Annotated in this window: 10 protein-coding genes; 6 read left to right on the top strand and 4 right to left on the bottom strand. The window is 67.2% G+C overall.

Going from position 1 to position 23,780, the window contains the following annotated elements; all coding sequences use genetic code 11:
* Positions 1-5 precede the first annotated feature (5 nt).
* The 6 genes from HUA75_RS06775 (at position 6) to HUA75_RS06750 (ending at position 18,410) form a co-directional block, all read left to right on the top strand.
* Complete coding sequence (locus HUA75_RS06775) at positions 6-5,573, top strand: type I polyketide synthase (protein ID WP_174485835.1); 5,568 nt, start codon at positions 6-8, stop codon at positions 5,571-5,573.
* Positions 5,570-12,148, top strand: a complete 6,579-nt coding sequence (locus tag HUA75_RS06770; protein ID WP_174485834.1) for a type I polyketide synthase — start codon at positions 5,570-5,572, stop codon at positions 12,146-12,148. The genes HUA75_RS06775 and HUA75_RS06770 overlap by 4 nt, the downstream gene beginning before the upstream one ends.
* Complete coding sequence (locus HUA75_RS06765; RefSeq protein WP_174485833.1) at positions 12,145-13,650, top strand: condensation domain-containing protein; 1,506 nt, start codon at positions 12,145-12,147, stop codon at positions 13,648-13,650. The genes HUA75_RS06770 and HUA75_RS06765 overlap by 4 nt, the downstream gene beginning before the upstream one ends.
* The gene (locus tag HUA75_RS06760; protein ID WP_141649502.1) at positions 13,647-14,705 is read left to right on the top strand and encodes a Rieske (2Fe-2S) protein; all 1,059 of its coding nucleotides are present in this window, start codon (positions 13,647-13,649) and stop codon (positions 14,703-14,705) included. The genes HUA75_RS06765 and HUA75_RS06760 overlap by 4 nt, the downstream gene beginning before the upstream one ends.
* Before the next feature lie 453 nt (positions 14,706-15,158).
* Positions 15,159-16,805, top strand: a complete 1,647-nt coding sequence (gene ffh / locus HUA75_RS06755) for a signal recognition particle protein (protein ID WP_141649456.1) — start codon at positions 15,159-15,161, stop codon at positions 16,803-16,805.
* Positions 16,806-17,042: 237 nt separating this feature from the next.
* On the top strand, positions 17,043-18,410 hold the full coding sequence (locus HUA75_RS06750) for an Ig-like domain-containing protein (RefSeq protein WP_217445916.1): 1,368 nt from the start codon (positions 17,043-17,045) through the stop codon (positions 18,408-18,410).
* 37 nt (positions 18,411-18,447) lie between these two features.
* Here the strand turns inward: HUA75_RS06750 and HUA75_RS06745 are convergent, their stop codons facing one another.
* From HUA75_RS06745 to gltJ, 4 genes are all read right to left on the bottom strand, one after another.
* Positions 18,448-19,548, bottom strand: a complete 1,101-nt coding sequence (locus tag HUA75_RS06745; protein WP_174453621.1) for a TIGR04552 family protein — start codon at positions 19,546-19,548, stop codon at positions 18,448-18,450.
* Positions 19,549-19,668: 120 nt separating this feature from the next.
* On the bottom strand, positions 19,669-20,157 hold the full coding sequence (locus HUA75_RS06740) for a toxin-antitoxin system YwqK family antitoxin (RefSeq protein WP_174485831.1): 489 nt from the start codon (positions 20,155-20,157) through the stop codon (positions 19,669-19,671).
* Positions 20,158-20,356: 199 nt separating this feature from the next.
* Entirely contained in the window at positions 20,357-21,274 is a 918-nt protein-coding gene (locus tag HUA75_RS06735) for a hypothetical protein (protein ID WP_254627373.1), read from the bottom strand.
* Between the two features lie 246 nt (positions 21,275-21,520).
* Positions 21,521-23,650 (bottom strand): adventurous gliding motility protein GltJ, encoded by a 2,130-nt coding sequence (gene gltJ, locus HUA75_RS06730; RefSeq protein WP_174485830.1) that lies wholly within the window; start codon positions 23,648-23,650, stop codon positions 21,521-21,523.
* Between the last annotated feature and the right edge of the window lie 130 nt (positions 23,651-23,780).

The raw sequence follows: 23,780 nt of genomic DNA, 5'->3' as shown, positions 1-23,780 counted from the left end.
GACCCATGACGGTTTCCTCCCCTCCCCGCGAAGTCCCCACGCCGCTTCAACAGGCCGCCATCGCCCTGAAGGAGATGCGCTCGCGGCTGGACGCGCTCCAGGCGGTCCAGGAAGAACCCATCGCCATCGTCGGCATGTCCTGCCGCTATCCGGGCGGAGCCAATGACCCCGCCAGCTACTGGCGTCTGCTGCAGGAAGGGCAGTGCGCGACGCGCAAGGTGCCGCTGGAGCGCTGGGACGCGGACGCGCTCTATGACCCGGACCCCGACCGGTTCTGGAAGATGTACACGCGGTACGGCTGCTTCGTGGACCAGCGCATCGACCTGTTCGACGCGCCGTTCTTCAACATGTCGCCGCGCGAGGCGGCCATGTTGGACCCGCAGCAGCGCCTGTTGCTGGAGACGAGCTGGGAAGCGCTGGAGAACGCGGGCATCGCTCCGGACCGGCTGGGCGGCAGCGCCACCGGCGTCTACGTGGGCGTCATCACCGGCGACTACGGCCGAGTCCCCTTCCAGCGCATCGACCCGCCCGACCTGCCGTACATGGGCACGGGCAATGACATGAGCTTCGCCGCGGGGCGGCTCTCGTACGTGCTCGGCCTGCAAGGCCCGAGCATGGTCATCGCCACGGCCTGCTCCTCCACGCTGGCGACGACGCACCTGGCCTGTCAGGCCCTGCGCGCTCGCGAGTGCGACCTGGCGCTCTCGGGAGGTGTCAGCCTGATGGTGTTCCCGGACACCAGCATCGTCCTGTCGAAGATGCGCGCGACGGCGCCGGATGGTCGCTCGAAGACTTTCGACGCGTCGGCGGATGGGTTCGGCCGTGGCGAGGGCTGCGGGATGCTGGTGCTCAAGCGCCTCTCCGACGCCGTGCGCGCGGGAGACCCGGTGCTGGCGCTGGTGCGGGGCTCGGCCGTCAATCACGACGGACAGAGCGGCGGAATCACGGTTCCGAGCGGCCCGGCGCAGGAGAAGCTGCTTCGCAAGGCCCTGGCTTCGGGGCGGCTGTCGCCGCGCGACGTGGACTACCTGGAAGCCCATGGCACGGGGACCCCGCTGGGAGACCCGATAGAGGTTCGCGCCATCGACGCGGTCTTCGGTCCCGAGCGAGCGCCGGGTGCGCCGCTCCTCATCGGCTCGGTGAAGACGAACATCGGTCACCTGGAAGCAGCGGCCGGTGTCGCGGGCATCATGAAGCTGGTGCTCTCACTCCAGAACGAAGAGCTCCCCGCGCATCTGCACTTCCGCACGCCGAACCCGCAAGTTGCGTGGGACCCGGCGCGCATCGCGGTGACGACGGAGCGCACGCCATGGAAGCGCGGCACCCGACCTCGCATCGCGGGCGTCAGCAGCTTCGGACTCTCTGGAGTCAACGCGCACGTCCTCATCGAGGAGGCCCCACTCGCTGTCACGCAGCAGAGAGTGCCGGAGACACCGGGACCCGGTCCGGAGTTGCTGGCGCTGTCCGCACGAAGCGAGGAGGCGCTGCAGGAGCTCACGCGGCGCTACCTCACCTGGAGGCAGGGGCCGGGCAAGGACGTTCCGCTGGCGGATGTCTGCTTCACGGCCGCGACGGGGCGCGCATCATTTCCGCACCGGCTGACGGTGCTGGCCTCCAGCGGAGCGCAGCTCGACGAGCGACTCCAGGCGTTCACCTCGGGTCAGCGGCCTTCAGGGGTGAGCGCGGGAGTGGTGCCCACGGGAAGGAAACCCCGGGTCGCCTTCCTGTTCACGGGTCAGGGCTCGCAGTACGTCGGCATGGCGCGCGAGCTGTATGCCCATGAGCCTCGCTTCCGCGAGGTGATGGACCGGTGTGACGAACTGCTGCGCTCGCATCTGGGCGTCTCTCTCCTGTCGGTGCTCTACCCATCGGCGGGAGAGCCGGGTGACAGCGCGTTGCATGACACGGCGTACACGCAGCCCGCGCTGGTGGCGCTGGAGGTGGCGCTCGCGGAGCAGTGGAAGCACTGGGGCGTCGAGCCCTCGGTGGTGATGGGACACAGCGTCGGGGAGATTTCAGCGGCGCATGTCGCGGGGGTGCTGTCGCTGGAGGACGCGCTCCTGCTGGCGGCAACGCGCGGAAGGCTGATGCAGGAGCTGCCACGCGTGGGGGGCATGTTGGCGGTACGCGCACCCGAGGAGCGAGTGGCGGCCCTCGTCGCCGCGCATCCCCGGGAGCTCTCCATCGCCGCGGTGAATGGGCCCTCGGAAGTGGTCATCGCGGGCAGGAGCGAGCGGCTTCGGGTCGTCGGGGAAGTCCTCCAGCGAGAGGGCGTGGAGGTCAAACCCCTGAACGTCTCCCACGCGTTCCACTCACCGCTGATGGAGCCGATGCTCGACTCCTTCGAGCGCATGGTGGCGAAGCTCCGACTGCGCCCACCCGAGCTGCCGCTCATCTCCAATCTCACCGGCGCCTTGGTGCGTGACGAGCCGACGACGCCGGCCTACTGGCGTCGCCATGTCCGGGAGCCCGTGCGTTTCGCGGCGGGCCTGCGCGCCCTGCACGCGAAGGGGGCGGACCTCATCGTGGAGCTCGGCCCCACCCCCGTGCTGCTCGGAATGGGGCGCACCTGTCTGCCCGACGAGCGCCTGGTCTGGCTGCCGAGCCTCCGCAACGGGCACTCGGACGTGGAGCAGATGCGCGCGAGTCTCGCGGAGCTCTGGGTGCGAGGAGCATCGAGTGGGCTCACGGGGATTGCGACCCACGGCCGGCGCTCACGGGTGCCCCTGCCGAACCAACCGTTCCAGCGCAAGCGCCACTGGATGAAGCTCAAGTCCGCGAGGAGCGAAGAAGAGCAGGCGCGGCATCCGCTGCTCGGACGAAGGCTGAACTCCGCGGCTCGGGTCATCCAGTTCGAGGGCGAGCTGAGCACCGAGTCTCCCGCCTTTCTCGCCGACCACCGCGTCTACGACTCGGTCATCGTCCCGGGTGCGACGTATCTGGAGATGGGCGTGGCAGCGGGCCAGGAGGTCTTCGGCCAGGGCGCGCTGAGTCTCGAGGACGTCCGCTTCCACAAGCCCGTGCGGCTGGAGGAAGGCGAGCCGCGCACGGTCCAGGTCCTCGTCACGCCGGACGACGGCGAGGGCGCGCGCAAGGGCACCTTCGAGGTGCACAGCCTGTCCGACGGAGCTTTCACCCTCCATGCCTCGGGGCGATTGTCTTCGACGGAGAAGCCCTCGGCCTCGCTGCATCAGGATGTCACGGTGCTCGCGAGGCGCTGCGCGGAGGAGGTCTCCGTCGCGGACTTCTACCGGCGCATCGGTGAGCACGGCATCGACTACGGGCCGCTGTGCCGAGCCGTCACACGCTTCGGCCGAGGAGGACAGGAAGCCTTCGGACAGCTCACGCTCCCCGATGCGCTCGAAGCAAGCGAGCACGTGTTGCATCCCGTGCTGCTCGACGCCTGCTTCCAGGTCCTCGGCGCCGTGTTTCCCGAGGGGCCTCCAGGCAGCATCTACCTGCCCGTGGGAATCGGACAGCTGCGGGTCCACGACAAGCTGGGGCGTGAGGTCTTCGTCCACGCACGACTCGACGGTGGGCCGGAGTTGGGGCAGCGCGTCCACACCGCGCACTTCACGCTCCTGGCGCCCGACGGCCGAGTCCTCGCGGAGCTGGAGCGACTGGAGTTCCAGCAGGCACCGCGTGAGGCCCTGCTCGGGAACTCGAAGCGGGTGCCGCGCGGTTGGATGTACGAGGTGGCATGGCGTCCTCTGCCCCTGCCGCCCGCCACGGGCACGCCGCCTCGCGAGCGGTGGCTCATCGTCGGTGACACGGGTGGACGGGCCACGGATATCGCACGCCGCCTGCGCGCCTCGGGGTCGGACTGCATCGTGGCCCTGCCAGGAGAAACAACAGGCCCCGAGGACACCGGGACGCGACATGTGGACCTGACGCTCGCGGCAAGCGCGAGGAGGCTGCTCACGGAGGCGGGGCCCTTCACGGGGATGCTCCACCTCGCGGCGCTGGACGTGCGTGCGGCGCGAGACGGAGAGCCCGACACGTTCGCCCGGGACTATCGAAGCCTCCTGGGAAGCACGCTCCACCTCGTGCGAGCGGCGGCCGAGACAGGCGTCAGTCCCCGGCTGGTGCTCGTCACGAGAGGCGCCCAGGCGACGCAGGGAAACCCCCTTCCAACGCCCGTGCAGGCGTGTCTGTCCGGCCTGGGCAAGGCCATCGCGCAGGAGCACCCGGAGCTGCGGTGCCTGCGAGTGGACCTGGACCCGGCGCAAGGAACGGACGGGGTCGAGGCGCTCGTCGCGGAGCTCCAGCAACGCACACCCGAGGACGAGGTCTGCCTCCGAGGCGGCCAGCGACTCGTGTCGCGACTCGCGAGGAGCGCCGAGGCAGCGGAAGGCACCACGACGCTCAAGCTCCGTGGCGACGCGACGTACCTCGTCACGGGCGGACTCGGCGGACTGGGCCTGAAGCTCGCGGGCCGCCTGGTGGAGCGTGGCGCCAGGAATCTGGTGTTGCTTGGCAGGCGCGCCCCCTCGGCTGAAGCGAGGGACAGCCTGCGCGAGTTGGAAGCACGAGGTGCGCGCATCGTCACCTTGCAGGTCGACATCTCCGTGGAGGCACAAGTCACGGAGCTGCTCGCGCGCCTCGCGAACACGATGCCTCCGTTGCGCGGCATCGTCCACGCGGCGGCGGTCCTCGACGACGGCATGCTGTTGCAGCAGGACCTGGAGCGCTTCGAGCGAGTGCTGGGCCCCAAGGCGCTCGGCGCGTGGCATCTCCACCGTCACACGTTGGGACAGCCGCTGGATTTCTTCGTCCTCTTCTCCTCGGTGGCCTCACTGTTGGGGCAGTCAGGGCAGGCCAGCTATGTGGCCGCCAACGCCTTCCTCGACGCGCTGGCGCATCACCGTCATGCGTCGGGCCTGCCGGCTCTCTCCATCAACTGGGGCCCCTGGTCCGAGGTGGGCGTGGCCGCGACGGAACGGGTGATGGAGCGAGTCCGCCGCATGGGCGTCACCCCCATCAGTCCCGAGCAGGGGCTCGCCGCCTTCGAGCAACTGCTGGGTCAGCGAAGGCCCCAGGTGGGAGTCGTGGCCATCGGCTGGCAGTCGATGGGGCGGCTCGCCGCGGCGCCGTACTTCTCGGAGCTCGCGGGAGTGACACCCACGGGCGGCGCGACGGGCGCGGACTTCCTGCGCCGCTTCGAGAGCGCGCCTCCCGGTGACAAACCTCGACTCCTGCGGGAGCACATCGCCTCGGTGGCGACGCGGGTGCTCGGGCTGGATGCGAGCCGTCCGTTGGACCCGGAGCAAGGCCTCTTCGAGGCGGGCATGGACTCGCTGATGGCGACGGAGCTGCGCAACGCGCTCCAGCGGACGCTGGGTCGCTCGCTGCCGGTGAGCCTCATCTTCGACCACCCGAGTGTCCAGGCCCTATCGAATCACCTCGCGCGCGAGCTGGTGCCCGCCCCCGAGGCGCAGGAGGTGTCCGCGGCCCCGCGAGACGCCGAGCTCGAATCGTTCTTGATGGAGGTCAATCAGATGTCCGAAGCCGATGTGACCGCGGCGCTCGCCGCCGGGCGGTCCAACGAAGCAGGGCCCCGAGGTGACCGATGAACGCGCATGAACTGGCCCAGATGAGCGCGACGCAGCTCGCGTATGCCGCCAAGCAGCTTCGCAACAAGATGGGGCTCGTCCCGGCGGAGCCCATCGCACTCGTCGGAATGGGTTGCCGCTTCCCTGGGAACGTGGACAGTCCGGAGGCGTACTGGGAGCTGCTCGCGGCGGGGCGCGACGCCGTCACCGAGGTGCCCTCGGACCGCTGGAGCCTGGACGCGCTCTACTCGCCCGTCCCCGGCACGCCGGGGAAGATGTACACGCGGCATGGCGCCTTCGTGAACCAGGTGGACCGGTTCGACCCGCTGTTCTTCGGCATCTCTCCGCGTGAGGCGGTGCTGATGGACCCGCAGCAACGACTGCTCCTGGAGACGAGCTGGGAAGCGCTCGAACACGCGGGGCTCTCGCCGTCGAGGCTGAGGGGCACGGCCACCGGCGTGTTCGTGGGCATAATGCACCGCGACTACGCCTATCTGGTGCATGCCTCCGGAGAGATTGACTCGCACACCGGCTCGGGCACGGGCCTGAGCGTGGCGGCGGGACGCATCGCCCATCTGCTCGCGCTGGAAGGTCCCACGCTCGTGGTGGACACGGCGTGCTCGTCCTCGCTGGTGGCCTTGCATCTGGCTTGTCAGAGCCTGCGCAACGGAGAGACCGACGTGGCGCTGGCCGCGGGCGTCAACCTGATGCTCTCGCCGATGAGCACCATCGTCGAATGCCAGATGCGGATGCTCTCCGCGGAGGGACACTGCAAGACCTTCGACGCCAGGGCGGACGGCTTCGTCCGGGGCGAGGGCTGCGGCGTCGTGGTGCTCAAGCGCCTGTCGGACGCGCTCGCGGACGGTGACGAAGTCATCGCGGTGCTTCGAGGCTCCGCCGTCAATCACGACGGCCACAGCAGCGGTCTGCTGGTGCCCAACGGCAGCGCCCAGGAGCGAGTCATCCGCTCCGCGCTCCGCAACGGTGGCGTGGAGCCCTCGCAAATTGACTTCGTGGAGGCCCACGGCACGGGGACGGCGCTGGGTGACCCCATCGAGGTCGAAGCGCTGGGCCGCGTCTTCCAGGACGAGCGGCACCGCGAGGAGCCGCTCCTCATCGGCTCGGTGAAGACGAACATAGGGCACACGGAAATCGCGGCCGGCATGGCGGGGCTGATGAAGGCCGCGCTGAGCCTCCAGCACCGGCAGATTCCCAAGAACCTGCACTTCCAGACGCCAAACCCGGAGATTCGCTGGAACGAGTTGCCCGTGTCCGTCGTCACGGAGCGGCGCGACTTTCCCGGCGGCCCTCGGAACTTCGTGGGAGTGAGCTCGTTCGGCTACAGCGGGACCAACGCCCACGTGGTGCTGGAGGCCGCGCCCATCACCGAGAAGCGCGCCACGCCCTCCGAACCGGGACGAGAACACGTCCTGGTCCTCTCGGCGAAGACCGCCTCGGCGCTGTCGACACTGGCCGGGAGCTACACGACCCACCTGACGAGGAACGCGGAGCAGGACGTCTCCGACGTGTGTCACAGCGCGACCGCCAGCCGTTCCACGATGCCCTACCGGCTCGCCGCCGTCGCCACCTCGGGTGACGAACTGCGAGCACAGCTCCAGGCATTCTCGAATGGCAATCCCATCGACGGGCTCATCGTCTCCGAGGAGGCCGCGTCGCGCGCCGCGCAGGTTGCCTTCCTCTTCAGCGGACAGGGCTCTCAGCACCTGGGCATGGGGCGGGAGCTGTACACACGAGAGCCGGTGTTCCGCGCGGCGATGGACCGGTGCGCGAGCATCCTGGCACCGCACCTTCCGAAGCCCCTGCTGGAGGTGCTGTTCGCCGAGGAGGGCAGCGGCTCATCGCTGGAGCAGGCGGTGTTCACCCAGCCCGCCATGGTGGCGCTGGAGGTGTCCCTGGCCGAGCAGTGGAAGGCCTGGGGCGTGGAGCCCTCCGTCGTGGTGGGGCACAGCCTGGGGCAATACGCGGCCGCGTGCGTGGCGGGCGTCATCAGCCTTGAAGACGTGCTGCCGCTGGTCGCCCTGCGTGGACGACTGATGCATGAGCTGCCACCGGGGGGCGAGATGGCGTCGTTCCTCGCGCCCTACGCGAAGGTGGCGGCGGCCATCGAGCCCTATCGCGAGCGACTGTCCATCGCGGCCATCAATGGCCCCACGAGCACGGTCATCTCCGGCGCGAGTGAGGCCGTCAACGCGGTGGTGGAGGCACTGGCGGCGGAGGGAATCCAGGCGAAGAAGCTCAACGTCTCGCACGCGTTCCACTCGCCCCTGATGCATCCGATGGTCGACCGCTTCCGTGAGCACCTCTCCCGGGTGCGGCTCAACACGCCGAGGCTGCGCATCGTCTCGGACATGACAGGCCAGCTCGTGGAGGGTGAGCTGTCGGAGCCGGACTTCTGGTGCCGGCACCTGCTCCAGCCCGTCAACTTCGCGCGAGCGGTGGAGTCCATCCACGCCTTGGGTGTGCGGAACTTCGTGGAGGTGGGCCCCGCGAGCGTGCTGCTCGGCCTCGCGCAGCGGTGCATTCCGGAGGACGGCGAGTCACGCGAGTGGCTTCCGTCGCTGCACACGGGCATGGGGAACCGTCGACGGATGCTGGAGAGCCTGGCCACGCTCCACACACGCGGCGTCCCCGTCGACTGGTCGCAGGTACACGGGAAGACGTCTCGTGGGCGGGTGCGCCTGCCCACCACGCCCTTCGAGCGCGAGCGCTACTGGGTGGAGACAGGTCCGGAGACTGCTGGCGCGCAGCCTCTGCCCTCCCAGGCGGGAGTGCTCCATCCGCTGCTCGGCCGGCGCGTCGAGCTGGCGGGTTCGAACGATGTGCGCTTCGAGGGAGCGCTCGGCGCCAGGGAGCCCTTCTTCCTCGACCACCATCGCGCGGCGGGCACCGCGCTGTTGCCGGCGGCGGCCCATGTCGAGCTGGCACTGGCCGCGGGTCGCTTCTCCAACATGGCGGGTGAGAAGCCGCTGGAGCTGCTCCAGCTCACCTTCGAGCGGCCCGTCGCCCTGCCGGAGAAGGGGGCCGTCGTCCTTCAATCGACACTGGTGAAGGAGGAGGGAGCGACGCAGGTCCTCAAGGTGTTCATGCGTCGGGAGCAAGACCGGGTCACCACCTGGGAACAGGTGGCCACGGGGCGACTCGGAGCGGCGTCACCGTCAAAGGCGGTGGGCGAGTCCCTGGCGTCCCTGCGAGCGCGGATGACGGAGGCCATCGCGCCCGCGGACTACTACGCGCATCTGGCCAGCGGAGGGCTGGTGTACGGGTCGATGTTCCAGGCACTCCAGGCCATGTACGGCCAGGAGGGCGAGGCCCTCGTGCGCATCGTCCTGCCGGAGGGACTCAAGCTGGAGCCGTACACCGTGCATCCAGTGATGTTGGACGCGTGCTTCCAGGCGCTGGGCGTGACGTTCCCCAAGCGCAAGGACGTGCCGTATCTCCCCGCCGGTGTCGAAGGGCTCCGACTCCACGCCCCGATGGAGCGAGAGGTCTGGGCAAGTCTCCAGCGTCGCCAGGAAGGCGTGGAGGCGATTGCATCGCTTCGAGTGTTCAGCACGGATGGGCGACTGCTCGCGGAGGCGGAGCGACTGCGCTTCCGTCAGGTCCGACTGGAGGCGTTGCTGGGCCAGGGTGACAAGCTGCTCGAGGAGTGGCTCTACGCACTCGAATGGCACCCCGCCCTGCCCCATGGGCGCCGCGTGCCCCCATCCTGGATTCCGACTCCGAACTCGCTGCGTGACGCGGTCCTCCCTCAATTGGAGGCCTTGTCCGGCCGCGAAGACCTGGCGGCCTACGGCGTGTTCCTCCAGGAGCTGGAGTCGCTGTGCGTCCCCTACGTGCTCCAGGCCATGGAGCGGCTGGGCTGCGACCTCACGCCGGGCACGAGCTTCAAGGCGGATGAGCGTGCCGCGCGGCTAGGGGTCGTTCCGCTGCACCAACGGCTGTGGCGGCGACTGCTCGAGATGCTCACCGAGGAAGGCCTGCTGCGAGCCACGGGAGAGACACTGGAGGTCGTCACCTGTCCGGCGCCCATGGACGTCGCGGCGCGCATGGCGTCCCTGGCGGAGCGTTACCCGGCGCATCGCTCGGAGCAGGCGTTGGTGCAGCGTTGCGGCGAAGGACTCGCGGAGGCCCTGTGGGGGCGCTGCGACCCGCTGGAGTTGCTGTTCCCCAAGGGAGACATGGAGGTCGCGGCCAGCCTGTACCGTGACTCGCCAGGCCCTCGGGAGCTCAACGCGCAGGCGAAGACGGCGCTCGCGCAGGCTGTCTCGCGATTGCCCGCGGAGCGCACGATCAGGGTGCTGGAGATTGGCGCCGGCACCGGTGGCACGACGGCCCTGCTGTTGCCCGAGCTGCCCGCGGAGCGCACCGAGTACGTCTTCACGGACATCTCACCGCTCTTCCTCCAGCGAGCCGCACAGGAATTCCGCGCGCATCCGTTCGTGACGTACCGGACGCTGGACATCGAGAAGGACCCGGCCACCCAGGGCTTCGAGGCCGGCGGCTTCGACATCATCGTCGCGGCCAACGTCCTGCACGCCACGGAGAGCTTGAAGGAGACGCTGAGAAACGCGCGGCGGCTCCTGGCGCCCTCGGGGATGCTGCTCGTCGTCGAGGCCACGTCCAAGCGGCGCTGGGTCGACCTCACGTTCGGCCTGACGTCGGGCTGGTGGCGTTACACGGACACGGACCTGCGCCCCACGCACCCGCTCATCTCGAGCGCGGGGTGGAAGACGCTGTTCGCGCAGGAGGGCTTCTCCGCGAGCGCGGCGCTGGCGAAAGAGGAGCACGAAGCCAGTCTCCAGGCGGCGGTCATCCTGGCTCGACTGCCCGACGAGGACGCGCGCGCCAGCAGGCGGCAGTGGCTCATCGTCGCGGACGAACGAGGCACGGGATACAGGCTGGCCGAGCGACTGGAAGCCCGAGGCGAGCTGTGCGCGGTGATCTCTGGCACGGGGGCCACCGTCGCGGACTTCACCCAGCTGTTGAAAGAGCTCGCAATCACGCAAGCCCCCACGCACGTCGTCCACCTCACGAGCCTCGACTCCTCGGGACCGGACGACATGGCGCAGCTCGATTTGGAGGCGGCGTACCGCAACGGTTGTGGCAGCGCGCTCGACCTGCTCCAGGCGCTGCTGGCCACTCGGCTCTCTCCCGCGCTGAGCTTCGTCACCCGGGGCGCGCTCGACGTGCTGGGGGATGGAGCCCCGGGCGTCGCGCAATCACCGCTGCACGGCCTCGGTCGAGGCATCGCGATGGAGTACCCCAAGCTGGGAGGCACGGTCATCGACCTGGACCCTCGGCGCGATGACCTGGAAGGGCTGGTGACCGAGCTGCTCTCGGAACGCTCCGACGAGCAGGTCGCCTTCCGGGACGGCATCCGGCGCGTGCCTCGCGTCATGCGGCATTCGCGGATGGAGTCGGAGGTGCCCTTCCAGTGCCGTGAAGATGGGACCTATCTCATCACGGGCGGACTCAACGGATTGGGCCTGCTCACGGCCCGACTGCTCGTGGAGCGCGGGGCCCGTCACCTCCTGTTGCTTGGACGCGGGGCCCCGACAGCGGCGGCGTCGGAGCAGCTCCAGGAACTGGAGAGCGCGAATGTGCGCGTCGTGGTGGCCCGCGCGGATGTGTCGCAGGAAGACGCGCTGGCCAGGGCCCTGGCGTCGGGGCTGGAGGGGATGCCTCCGTTGAGAGGGGTCATCCACTCCGCGGGAGCACTCGACGACGGCATCCTCGAGCAGCAGACGCACGCGCGCTTCAAGAAGGTGTTCGCGGCGAAGGTGCTCGGCTCGTGGAACCTGCACCGACTGACGCTGGGACAGCCGCTGGACTTCTTCGTCCTCTACTCGTCCATCGCGTCGCTGCTGGGGAACAGCGGTCAGGCGAACCACTCCGCGGCCAACACGTTCCAGGACGCGCTGGCCCACTACCGGCGCGCCAAGGGCCTGCCCGCGCTGACCATCAACTGGGGAGCGTGGTCGGAAGTGGGCGCCGCGGCGAACGAGCGCGTCCAGGAGCGACTCGCCGACCGGTGGATGAATCCCATCCGTCCGGCCCAGGGGCTCGCCGTCCTGTCGTCGCTGCTTTCGGCGAGCGCCGCGATTCAAGTGGCGGTCATGCCCATCGCCCGAGGTGGCTTCGAGGTGCAGGGCGCGGTGCCGCTCTTGCTGTCCGCGCTCGTCGCACGGGAGGGCGGTGGTGGTGCGAAAGCCTCGGCCCGGGACGATGCGCTGCTCCGCAAGCTCTCGGAGGTCTCCCCCGTGGAGGCTCGCCGGTTGCTGGTGACCGAACTGCAGAAGCGGCTGTCCAAGGTGCTGCGCATCAAGAATCCATCGCGGCTGGCGCCCGAGCGGCCCCTCACCGAGTTGGGTCTCGATTCGCTGATGGCCATCGAGCTGAAGAACCACCTGATGAATGCGCTGGGCGTGGACCTGCCCATCGCGAAGTTCATCGACGGCGCCAGCCTCCAGGAACTGGCGGAGCTCACCCAGCAGCAGCTCACCGTCAATCAGCTCGCGTCGACGCAGGCGCTGACGGCGGACTCCACGCCGGGAATGAGTGAGCTGACCCTATGAACCTGGAGCAGCTCCTCTCCAGCCTCACGGAGCGCCACGTCCAGCTCTGGGCGGAGGGGCAGCAGCTGCGCGTCCGAGCAAAAGAGGGCGTCGTGGACGCGACGCTCCGCTCGGCGCTCGTGGAGCACAAGCCGCGCTTGCTGGAGCTGCTTCAGCAGGCGCGGGGGGCGCCGGAGTCCATTCGACTGGAGCCCTTGCCTCGAAACGGGCCACCGCCGCTGTCTCTCACCCAGGAGCGGCTGTGGCGCGCCGAGGTGAAGGAGCCGGACCTCGCTCCAGCCCACATCGCCACCTTCGCCATGCGGCTGGAGGGGCCGCTCAACCGGGATGCGCTCACGCGTGCCGTGGCGACGCTCGTGGAGCGCCACGAGGTGCTGCGGACGACGTTCGAGCTCCGGGGAGACACTCCCGTCCAGGTCATCGCGCCACCGGGGGCTACCGCAATGGAGCCCGTGGACCTGTGCGCGCTCGACGCCGAGGCGCAGCAGGAAGCACTTCGCCGCCTCCTTCACGACGAGCAACGGCGGCGAATCGACCTGGTCCGAGGCCCGCTGTTCCGAACCTGGCTCCTGCTCTTCTCCGAGCAGCGCCATGTGATGGTGCTGATGATGCACCACACGGTGGTGGACGGCGCATCCCGGGGAGCGCTGGTGCATGAGCTGACGGTGCTCTATGCGGCCTTCCTCGCGGGCGAGCCCTGTCCACTCGCGCCCCTGCGCCTCCAGTACGCTGACTACGCGCGCTGGCAACGGCGATGGGTCGAGGAGGAGGTCCTTCCACGACAGCTCGGGTACTGGAAGCAGCAGCTTGCGGCCCCGCCGCCTCGGCTGGAGTGGCCCACTCGCTCGAAAGGAATGGAGCAGCGGCGCTACCACGGTGGCTCCGTCGACTTCAGCGTGGAGCACGAGGTCGTCGAGCGGCTGCGGGTGGTGGGACAGCAGGCGGGCAGCACGCTCTTCATGGTGCTGCTGTCCTCGCTGTACGTGCTCCTCGCGCGAGCGTGTGGCCAGCGAGACCTGCTCATCGGCACGCCCGCCGCACATCGGGGCCACACGGACCTCGAGCCGCTCGTCGGGACGTTCATCAACACGCTGGCGCTGCGCCTGCGTCCCGAGGGCGCACCGAGCTTCCTGGAGCTGCTCGCGCATGCACGAGCGGTCGCGCTCGGCGCCTATGCCCATCCCGACGTTCCGCCCGAGGCCATTGGAGGCCCGACGCCCAACGTGATGCTCGTCCTGAAGGGCGTCGCGCCCCAACCCGAGCTGTCCGCGCTCGAGGCGACCCCCTTGGCGCTCGCGCACGACACGGCGCTGCTCGACCTCACCTTGTACCTGGAAGAGACCCCGGCGGGGCTGCATGGAGAGCTCATCCACGACAGCGACCGCATCGACCCCGACACCGTCACCAACTGGGCCCGAGAACTCCAGGCCCTGCTGCGCGCCTTCGCCGAGGACCCACGGCAGTCAGTCTTTCCCCACCCCCACCCCCAGAGGAACCCATGACGGCATTGATGCGCCCCGCCACCGAACCCGCTGTGCGCGACTCGCGGCCCATCCTCGAAGGCCCCGGAATCGGCTATCACCAGAACTGGTATGCCGTCTGCCTTTCGAGGGAACTCAAGCCCGGCAAGATTGTCGGCCGTGGGTTCCTGGATGGAAAGGTGATTGCCTTTCGAGGGAAGAACGGCAAGGCGCAGGTGATGAGCGCCTATTGCAGTCATATTGGCGCGGACCTGAGCATCGGCGACGTGATTGGCGACGAGGTGCGCTGCCCTTTCCACCATTGGCAGTACAACCAGGAGGGCGTCTGTACCCACATCCCCGTGGGCTGCAAGATTCCCGACCGCGCCCGCATCCAGACTTTTCCCACGGCGGAGAAGTGGGGAATGGTCTGGGCCTTCAACGGCGAGAAGCCGCTTTTCGACGTGCCGGGCGTGCGCGGCTACGAGGAGAGCGACCTGCTGTACGGCGTCAAGGTGCATGAGGCGGGCTTCCCCGTCCCACCCTGGGTGATGGTGTGCAACTCCCACGACTACCAGCACCTGCACACGCTGCACGAGCTGGGCATCATCGAGGGGCCCATCAACATGAACAGCTCGGACTACGTCCTCGAGCACGACGTCCACTACACCACCCGTGATGGGTTGAAGGTGGAGAACTGGAACCGGGTGACAGGCACCAACACGTTCTCCGCCATCTCCCGCACGCCCTCGGGCCCCATCTTCGGCATGTTCACCGGCACGCGCATCCCAGGGGGTGGAACGCGGGCCTACCTGCTCGCGGGAGTGCCTCGAAAGGAAGGCAAGAACAAGGGCCGGCCGCCGACCCGCACGGAGCAGTTCGCGCTCGTGAGCGGCACCATGATGAGCTTCCTCAAGGACGCGCCTCGCCTGCTGCGTGCCGCGAAGTTCATGCAAGCGTTCCTCGATGACGACGAGGGTGTCCTGCAGACCATCCAGTTCCGCCAAGGGGTGATGGTCGAAGCGGACAAGACGCTGCTCGGCTTCCTCAAGTACGTCCGCGAGTACCCCAAGGCGGACCTGCTCTCCGCCGCCTGAGCACCAGGCCCCTGGCTCGTCCAGGCGCGACCGTGAGGCGGAGGGATGGACTTCGCCCCTCCGCTCGGCGGCGCACCTGGCCCAGGGCGAGTCCCGCCTCGCGACGGCTGGGCTCCGGAACGCGCCCCCTTGCCCCCCAGTCCTGCATCCGGGCGACAGGGACAACCGCCTTCGCGCGGGAGGAACCCCCAAGGGACCCGGTGTATCCGCGCCTGCCCGAAGGGTGGAGGCTCGGTCCGGCGGACCCGGGGGGCACTTCCCCCATGGGGTCCCCGGCGGGTGCCTTCCGGGGGCCAGGGATGCGCCAACCCCTCAAGAGCGTTGATGAATTCGGGGTCCGTGCTCCAGGCCGCCCCGGGCAGGCGGGGCCGGGTGCCCGGCTCTCCACTCTTCGACGTCCGGGATGCGCTCCACGGTCGCATCCCACCTTCCCCCTGTTATAAAGCGCCCCCCATGCTTGAGACCGTCACCAAGGGCTTCCGCGCCGCCAAGAACCGCCTCGCCGGCAAGAGCGAGCTCACCCCCGAGCTGGTCGACGAGTCGCTGCGCGACATCCGCGTCTCGCTGCTCGAGGCCGACGTCGCCTTCGATGTGGTGAAGAAGTTTGTCGCCCGCGTCCGCGAGAAGGCCGTGGGCGAGCTCGTCCAGACGACCATCACCGATGCCTCGGGCCAGAAGCGCAAGGTCAGCCCGATGGACCACTTCATCAAGATCTGCCACGACGAGCTCGAGGCGCTGATGGGGCCGGTCGACACGAGCCTGAACCTCAAGCCCAAGGGGCAGCTGTCCGGCATCATGATGGTGGGCCTCCAGGGCTCCGGTAAGACGACGACCACCGGCAAGCTCGCCAACCGGCTGCTTCAGCAGGGTCGCAAGCCGCTGCTCGTCGCCGCGGACATCTACCGTCCCGCCGCCGTGGATCAGCTCAAGGTGCTGGGTGAGCGGCTCAAGGTGCCCGTCTACCACGAGCCCGGCGTGCAGCCGCCCGAGCTGGCGAAGCGAGGTTATGCCGCCGCTCGCGAGCAGAAGTGCGACGTGGTGATCATCGACACCGCCGGTCGGCTCGCCATCGACGAAGCGCTGATGAACGAGCTGGAGTCCATCAAGACCAACGTCCACCCGGACAACATCCTCCTGGTGTGTGACGCGATGATTGGTCAGGACGCGGTGCGCACCGCGGCCGAGTTCGACCGGCGCCTGAGCCTGGATGGCTTCATCCTGACGAAGCTGGACGGCGATGCTCGCGGCGGCGCGGCGCTCTCCATCAAGGAAGTCACCGGCAAGCCCATCAAGTTCCTCGGCATGGGCGAGTCGATGGACAAGCTGGAGGAGTTCCGCCCGGAGGGCCTCGCCGGTCGCATCCTCGGGTTCGGCGACATCGTCGGCCTGATGAAGGACTTCGAGAAGGTCGTCGACGAGAAGAAGGCCGAGGACGACGCGCGCAAGCTCTTGTCTGGCCAGTTCTCGATGAAGGACTTCGTCGAGCAGATCCGCATGGTGCGGAAGATGGGTCCGCTCAAGGACCTGCTGGAGAAGTTCCCCCTCTTCGGCGACCTCACCGACCAGCTCAACCCGGACGAGAAGGAGCTGACCAAGATTGAGTCGATGTACGACTCGATGACGGAGAAGGAGCGCCTGCGTCCGGACCTCATCAACTCCAGCCGGATTGGCCGCATCGCGAAGGGCAGCGGTCGCAAGCCGGAGGACGTGCGCGAGCTGCTCCAGAAGTTCGGGATGATGCAGCAGGTGATGGGGACCATTGGCCAGAACCCGGGCCTCCTCGGCCGAATCCCAGGCTTCAAGCAGTTGGGTCAGCTGTCGCAGATGCGGAACATGGACCTCTCCAGCATGTTTGGTGGGGACCCCAAGATGATGGAGAAGATGATGAGCGGCGGCATGCCCGGCATGGGGATGCCCATGCAGTTGCCGCAGGTGGCCCCTGGCTACACGCCTCCCATGGGGCAGGCCGCCATGGCGAAGGCCCGCCTCATGGGCTACGCCCCGCCCGCCGCGAGTGGGAAGCCCGAGGACCGCGACGCCATCAAGGAGCGCCGCAAGCGGGAGAAGGACAACAAGAAGAAGAACCGGAAGAAAAAGTAGGACCGAGGCGCCGAGGTCCACGACGGTGAAGCCCGTGCTGCTCGGAGGAGTCCGAGAGGCGCGGGCTTCTCGTTTCACGGGGGGTGGCGGTTCGCGGGATGGAGGTCCGGGATGGCGGACGGGCTGCCGTGAGGGCAACTGGCCAGCTCACGCGGGCCTGACGCGGCCGTGGTAGGCATCTGGGTGCCGGGCCAGGCACTCGTGACGGTGCCTGGCTGTGGAACGCCCTCTGCACTGATGCCCTTCATGACGAACCGACTTCGCCTCTCCGTCCCCCTCGCCGCCGTCGTCCTGCTTTTGGGGTGCATCGATGTTCCGGACATCGTGGACCCGCCAGATGCGGGCCAGCCCCCCGCCGATGCCGGCCAACAACAGGATGGAGGAGGCACGCCTGACGCCGGGCCTGCCGATACGCTCCCACCAACCATTCGGACGACAACACCGCTAGGAGGAGCCACTCAGGTATCCATCCATACGGGCCTGGTGCTGACGTTCTCCGAAACGATGAAGCAGAGCAGCGTTCGAGTCACGCTCCAGCCAGAGCACCCTCTTGGCAACGCCGCCTGGAGCCTTCAAGGCACGACGCTCACCGTGGGAGTCGCCTCTCCCCTGAGTGAAAACACTCTCTATACAGTCACGGTCGTCGGCGAGGACCTTGTTGGCAATGCCTTGAGTGGGACTCATTCACTCTCATTCACTACAGAAGGCCCTGCCCCCGACACAACTCCACCGACGGTCTTGTTCACGACACCCGTGAATGGAGCCATTGGAGCTGGCCGGAACACACTTCTCGAAGTCGTATTCTCGGAACCCATGGAAAGAGGATCCGTCGAAACGGCATTCGCGATTCTATCGCCTGCGGGCCTCAATACCGGCACATTCGCATGGAATGCAGCGTCAACGGTAATAACATACACCCTGCCCTCGAGCCTTGCTCATGGAACGGACCTCCACTGGCAAGTCACGGCCACGGCGCGTGACGTCGCGGGGAATCCACTGGTGGAAACCTTGAGTCGAAACTTCCGGACCATGCGTCAGGCGATCACGACCTTCGACTTCGATCTCAGGACTAGCGGTCCCTTGTCGGCTCCAGATTTCTCGCGACAGACCTCCTTCTACAATGGGGCCAACGTCGGCGACTGGTCAGGCGACCTCAGTTATCGGCTGTTCTTGGGCTTTCAAATGACCAGTCTTCCAGAAGAACTCGTTTTCATCCGCCAAGCACAAATCAAATGGTGGGCGACTGGTCAGCGCGGCGACCCTTATGGGAAGCTCGGACGGCTCCTCCTTGAACCTGTGGATGTTGGCGAGGAACTCCCGACTAGTTTCGATTTCGATCCGCGACTCGAAGCTGCCTACCATTCTCAGCCCCTCTCCTCTGGAATCCCCGTTCCCGCTGACTCACTCGGCCGCCCCGGGAGAATCGATGTCACCGCTGTGGTAGCTCAGGATTGGGCAAACCGTGCAACTCGAAACAAGCGAACCCAGTATCGGCTTCGCTTCGAGATTGGGACAAATAACGACGGAAATGTCGACAGCATCGATTCAAATGTCGAGGAAGATCCCAAGTTGGCTGAACTGGAAGTCACTTACGAGTATCCGTAAGCGCAGAGAAGCAATGTTGCCCGACGAGCGGGAGGGTTCAGCCTTGCCGCTTCGGGACAACCAGGCCCTGGCTCAATCGCTTCAGCACGCGCTTCTTCTGACGGCGCTTGTATGACTCGTGAGAGTTCTCACCCAGTTCGTTCTGATGGGCGGTCTCCGCATCGACAATCTGGAACTCCACGAGAGAGATAACCACGCGGCCCTTACGCGGCCGCGTGTCTTCTTCAGGGAGCGGCAGATAGGCATCCATCCGCACGGGAATATCGACCACGAAATTAAGCGCCCGGTAACTGCTACCAGAGAACATGTTCCCTCCTCGGTCCTCCCGGTCCTCATAGTTCCGGTCCAAGTGGAGGTTGGAGGTGAACTGCTCAAAGTGAGGGTGTTCCTCAAGCACTCCCTTGAAGGGGAGTAGCGTGTTTTCAGTCTGCCCCGGCACCACGAGGTGAAAGGGGAACAGTCGCTGCGTGAGGTAATACAGCACGGGCAAGAGGTCGTCGCGTGAGCGGGTTACGATGCGAAATCGAGTGCGGTCATAAACCTGGGCTGCAACCGTCTCCTTCTTCGCCAGGAGCTTCGTGACCAGCGAGTCCTGCGTCTTGATGGAGTGCGCGAACTCCACAATCGGAAGGCCCTTTGCCTGCATCTCCTGGGCGACACCGAGGACCTTCTCCATCACCAACTCAGCCAGCTCTGCCTCCGAAATCGCAAGGCGGAAAAGAAGGTCTCGACCTTCGATATGCTGGATGACGTGCATCACCTTCAGGACGACACACGCAATACGGCGGTGCCGAGCATTTCCCTTCGCGCCCGAGGCCAAGAGAAAGAGATCGTGGATCTCTTCGGGCTTCGCGACCGCATCTGCCACCCGGTAATTAAAGGTCTTGCGCAGGTACGCCACCGCCTCCGCCAACACGAGGCGGGCCCAGTCCTCGTCATAAGGGCGGGAGACATCGAGTTGGCAGAGGCGCAGGAATCGGTCGACCTCATCACGAACCTGGAAGTGCATTCGTCTCCAGTCGATGACCGAGCCCCCTCGTAGGATGAGGCGGATGCGCTCAAGCTCGCGCAGCCCCATCTCCGCGACAGTGCGAACAGGGATGTCCGGGAGAACGGGGGTTAGCGAAGGAGCCTTCACGCCTGCGCTTCCTAGCCGAGCAGCACGATTCGGGAAAGTCCCTTGGGAGCAACAAGAAAGGCCCTCGCTCCAAAAGGAGGCGAGGGCCTTTCGAGTCAGGCAGGAACGAATCGGTCAGGACTACTTCGAGGCCATCGGCTTTCCAGCCTCATAACGGAGCTCAGAGACCTTCTGACCGTCTGCGGTGTAGGTCGCCTCAACCCCTTCGCGCAGGCCCTTCACCCACGTCTGCTCCATCTTCTTGGCGCCGTTGGGATGAAACTGAACCCTCTGACCATGGTAGTCGTTGTTCACGAACTGGGTCTCCCCCGTCTTCACACCGTTCGTGTCGTAGAAGGTCCAGTGGCCCGTGCGGAACCCATCCTTGTACTGACCCTCCGACTGCTTCTGTCCGTTGGCCCAGAAGTCCACATAGGGCCCATGGTGGGAGCCCTTGTCATCCCCCGACGACTTCACGCAGAAGACGCCAAGGTCCTTGCTCACCCGCGTCCCCTTCTGAAGGGTTCCCGCAGGGCAGTTGAGGCGCACCTCGCGGCCCACGGAGGTGTCCTCGGCCATGGCATGGGAGGCGGCAAACGTCACACACAGGGCAACAATACGGAAAGACATCTCTTTCTCCTTCTCACGTGGCAACGGGTAACTGGAGCACCGTCCCTCATTCAAACGAGCAACTGAGCACCTTATTCACTCTCGCGCCGTGCGCCTGCGGGAGTGTGCCTCGACTGCCACAATTCACCAGAGACGCATGAAGCCCCATCCCGAACAGGAATGGGGCCTCACGTGATTCAGGCTCTGTGCTGCCAGAAAGCTAGCGGTTCAACTGGGCGCAAATCTCATTGCCATCGGTGAAGTAAAGGCCGATCGACAACGTCGTCGAGGCGGAGTCGACGCAGAAGTTCATGGTGAAGTCCGCGTTCTTCCCACCGTTCGACGTCGAGTACTCAGAAGGACGAATGGTCTGGATGCCATCCAACTGGCTGCCATTGACGCGCACGTAGAACAGGCCGGGCAGACCGCTGACCTGGGCCGGGAAGGTCGCCGTGCCAGTCGCAGGCTGGTACGCGCGGACGCGAGCCTTGACTGTGGTGAGGCCCGTAGCGCAGAAGCTGTCCGTGCCCCAGGACGTCCTGGTGATGTCGTAGATGATCGGACCCGTATCCGAGATGGTCCAGACGGGCTGCTTGCCACCCTGGGCAGGCGTGAAGTTCGCGCAGGTAGGCGCCGGAACCTCGGTGCAGGTGCCACTGCTGCAGAACTGGCCATACTGGCAGCTGCTCTGGCCGGTGCCCGTGCAGGTGCCGCCCGTGGTGTCGTCCTCTTCGCACTGGCCGGACGCCGTGTCGCACACGCGACCGGTGCCGCAGTCATCGTTCGAGTCGCACTTCGGCACGCAAACAGTGTCCAGGTCGGAGCAGACCAGGTCGGTCGACTCGGAGTCCGTGCCACCATTGCAGAGCACGTCCGTGGAGCACTGGCAGATCCGCGTGTTGGCCTGGGTGCTCGTACCACCCAGGGGCGCACACGTCTTGGCGGTGTCCGGACAGTCGGAACCAGACTCACACGTCGTCACACAGACACCCGCGGACGGGTGGCAGATCTCCGTGCCCGCGCAGTCATCGTTCGAGGTGCAGCCCTGGCCGCCCGTGTCGTCGTCACCGCAACCGGCCATCAAACCGCTCATCGCGCCCAGCGCCGTGAGCACCAGCATCATCTTGCGAAGCTGCATGTTGAGAATCCCTCCGTGAGTCTGCTTGGAACGTCTCTCTGGGGGCCTCCGGCCACTGACTTCAGACCCCGACGTCCATGCGAGCGGCTCGGCTTTAGTCCCGCCCGTCCTGACGTGTCAACGAGTGTCGACACGCCCACTGACGCTCGGCCTTCGAGGAAATTCAGCCCTCACGAAAGCGAACACTCACATCGGACCCAGGCGTGACCCACGTGTCGCACTGGACCCGGAAACACCCTCGCCTGCTCAGAAGGTGAACGGAAAGTCGATGGGCTCGCCCTGCTTCTTGTGACGAGGGAAAGCCCAGCTCTTGATGAGCCCCGAGATGCAGCTCGCCATGTATGTGGTGCGGTACTCATCCGTCTTGCACGTGACATTCGCAGTCTTGCCACTCGTCTGGATGGTCCACCGCATCACCAGCTTGCCGCTCAGCATCGGGTCCTTCTTCTTCTGCTCGTTCACGCACTTCACGATGGCGGGCTTGTTGTTCAGCACCACCTCCATGATGTCGGAACGCTGAAGGGTATCGCGCACACCACCGCCCCCAGGCTCGGGAGGGATGTAGGCGGTCGGCGGCCGGTTCTCGCTCGGCTTCGGCTCGCTCTTCGGCTTCTTCGTGCCGAACAGCTCGTCGAAGTCGTCGCTGTCACCCTCGCTCGCCACGGGCTTCTCCGCGCGCGCCACCGGCCGCTCCTCCGGCTCTTCCCTGCGACCCGCGGCGGAGGAACCATTGTTCTTCCGAGGCGTCGTCCGTTCCACCTTCGCCACGGCGGAGTCGAGCGGCTTCGCCGTCTCCACGGGAGGCGTGGGCGACACCGGAGCCTGTGCGACCGCTGGCGGCGTCGCCACGGGCGGCGGAGTCGCAGCGGGCTGCGCCGGCGTCCCCGCAGCAACGGCCGGGTTTGCCTCAGGCGTTCCAGCCGCGACAGGCGGCGGCGTTGGCGTCGCAGCCGCCCCCGCGACCACCGGAGGCGGTTGGACAGGCGCGGCCACGGGCGGCGGATTCACGGGAGCCGCGACCGGCGGAGGAGTCGCCGCCGCGACAGGCGGTGAGGCCACCTGCGAGGTGGCCGGAGCCTCGACCTTGCTGTCCCCCTTCATGGTGAACGCAAGCACGCCACCACCGAGCCCCAGCACCCCGACGGCGATGCCCACCATCATTCCCATCCGATTCTTGCCACCCTGCGAAGTCCCGCCCTGCTGCGCATACGTGGGCGCATAGCCCGCGGGCGAATACTGCGCGGGACCGGGCTGCGCATACGGCGCGGGCTGCTGCCCATAGGGCATCTGCGAGGGCTGCCCGTAGGGCGCCATCGACTGTTGCGGATGCGGGTAGGGCTGCTGCGCCTGAGGGGGCGCCATCTGCGCTGCCATGGCCGCGCTTGCGCCCATGAGCGACGGCGAAGACACCGGCTCGGGCGGAGGCATGGGAACGTCGAGCAACCTCGACTGGGACACGGGCTCCCGGCCCAACGGAGGCGCGGGCGTCGGCGGAGGCTTGGAGAACGCATCGTTCTCCTCCTTCACCAGCGAGGCCAGCACGCTTGCGGCGGAGGGCTTCCAACCCGAGGGGGCCTCGGAGGAAGCGGACGGCGCCGGGGCACTGTCGCCCTTGGAGGCCTTGCCCGCGCTGAACGCCGACTGCACGGGCCCGGGCTGGACCGTGGGCGAAGAGCCCGACACCGGCTCCGGCGCGACGATGGTCGGCTTCGACGGACGCGGGGCCAGCACCGACGCCAGCTCCGCCGTTTCCGACAAGGGAATCCAATCGCTGAAACCGGAGCGCCAGCACAGGCTGTCCGGTCCCACCTCCCCGCGGTCCCACGCGTCCTTCACCTTCTCGACGGAGAGCGGTCCCACCTGCTTCTCGTCGATGGCCACGTACCAGTCGTGAGAAGAAGCCGGGGCCTTCGCCTCGTCCTTGTCGGGCTCGTCCTCGGCCTCGGCCAGCTTGCGCACGTTCTCCGCCGTGGCGTCGCGCGCCGCGGCCTCTCCGACGGATTCACCCGCCGGAATCTTGTGCGTGCCAGAGCTGAGGACCTGGTCGAACACCGCTCCAATCTCGTCCTCCTCCACGTCCGTGAAGAGCCCGCCCTCCGGCGGAGTCCCCAGCGTGGCGGGCAACGAGGACGAGGAGGACGACGACGACTCGGCCTCCTTGCTCGGGGTGCTCGGAGTGCTCGCGCCGTTCGAGGCGGAGGCAGGGGCGGAAGAAGTCGCGGGCTCCGACGGGGAATCCTTCCCCGCCGCGGCGCCCGCTGGGCGCACGGTGATGGTGTGGCCGCACTTCTTGCAACGAACCTTGACCCCCTTCGGGCCCACTTTGTCGTCGCTGATCATGTACTGCGCGCGGCAGCTGTCACAGACGAAACGCATCTCTTCCGCAAGCCTCGGAAATGACGGGAGAAATCCCGTCGGAATCGTAGAAGTGGCCACCGGAGGGGTCAAGGATCAGTGCCTTGACCGCCCGGTCGCTCATCAACGCGTGAACCCTTCCCAGGGTTCT

This window comes from Myxococcus sp. CA040A (assembly GCF_013336725.1).
Taxonomy (GTDB): Bacteria; Myxococcota; Myxococcia; order Myxococcales; family Myxococcaceae; genus Myxococcus; species Myxococcus llanfairpwllgwyngyllgogerychwyrndrobwllllantysiliogogogochensis.
Note: the sequence above shows the minus strand (reverse complement) of the source record. Positions and strands in the feature narration are given on the sequence as shown.

Coding starts and splice junctions, on each gene's coding strand:
- HUA75_RS06775 (WP_174485835.1), top strand. CDS start 6: ATGACGGTTTCCTCCCCTCCCCGCGAAGTCCCCACGCCGCTTCAACAG.
- HUA75_RS06770 (WP_174485834.1), top strand. CDS start 5,570: ATGAACGCGCATGAACTGGCCCAGATGAGCGCGACGCAGCTCGCGTAT.
- HUA75_RS06765 (WP_174485833.1), top strand. CDS start 12,145: ATGAACCTGGAGCAGCTCCTCTCCAGCCTCACGGAGCGCCACGTCCAG.
- HUA75_RS06760 (WP_141649502.1), top strand. CDS start 13,647: ATGACGGCATTGATGCGCCCCGCCACCGAACCCGCTGTGCGCGACTCG.
- ffh (WP_141649456.1), top strand. CDS start 15,159: ATGCTTGAGACCGTCACCAAGGGCTTCCGCGCCGCCAAGAACCGCCTC.
- HUA75_RS06750 (WP_217445916.1), top strand. CDS start 17,043: ATGCCCTTCATGACGAACCGACTTCGCCTCTCCGTCCCCCTCGCCGCC.
- HUA75_RS06740 (WP_174485831.1), bottom strand. CDS start 20,157: ATGTCTTTCCGTATTGTTGCCCTGTGTGTGACGTTTGCCGCCTCCCAT.
- HUA75_RS06735 (WP_254627373.1), bottom strand. CDS start 21,274: ATGCAGCTTCGCAAGATGATGCTGGTGCTCACGGCGCTGGGCGCGATG.
- gltJ (WP_174485830.1), bottom strand. CDS start 23,650: ATGCGTTTCGTCTGTGACAGCTGCCGCGCGCAGTACATGATCAGCGAC.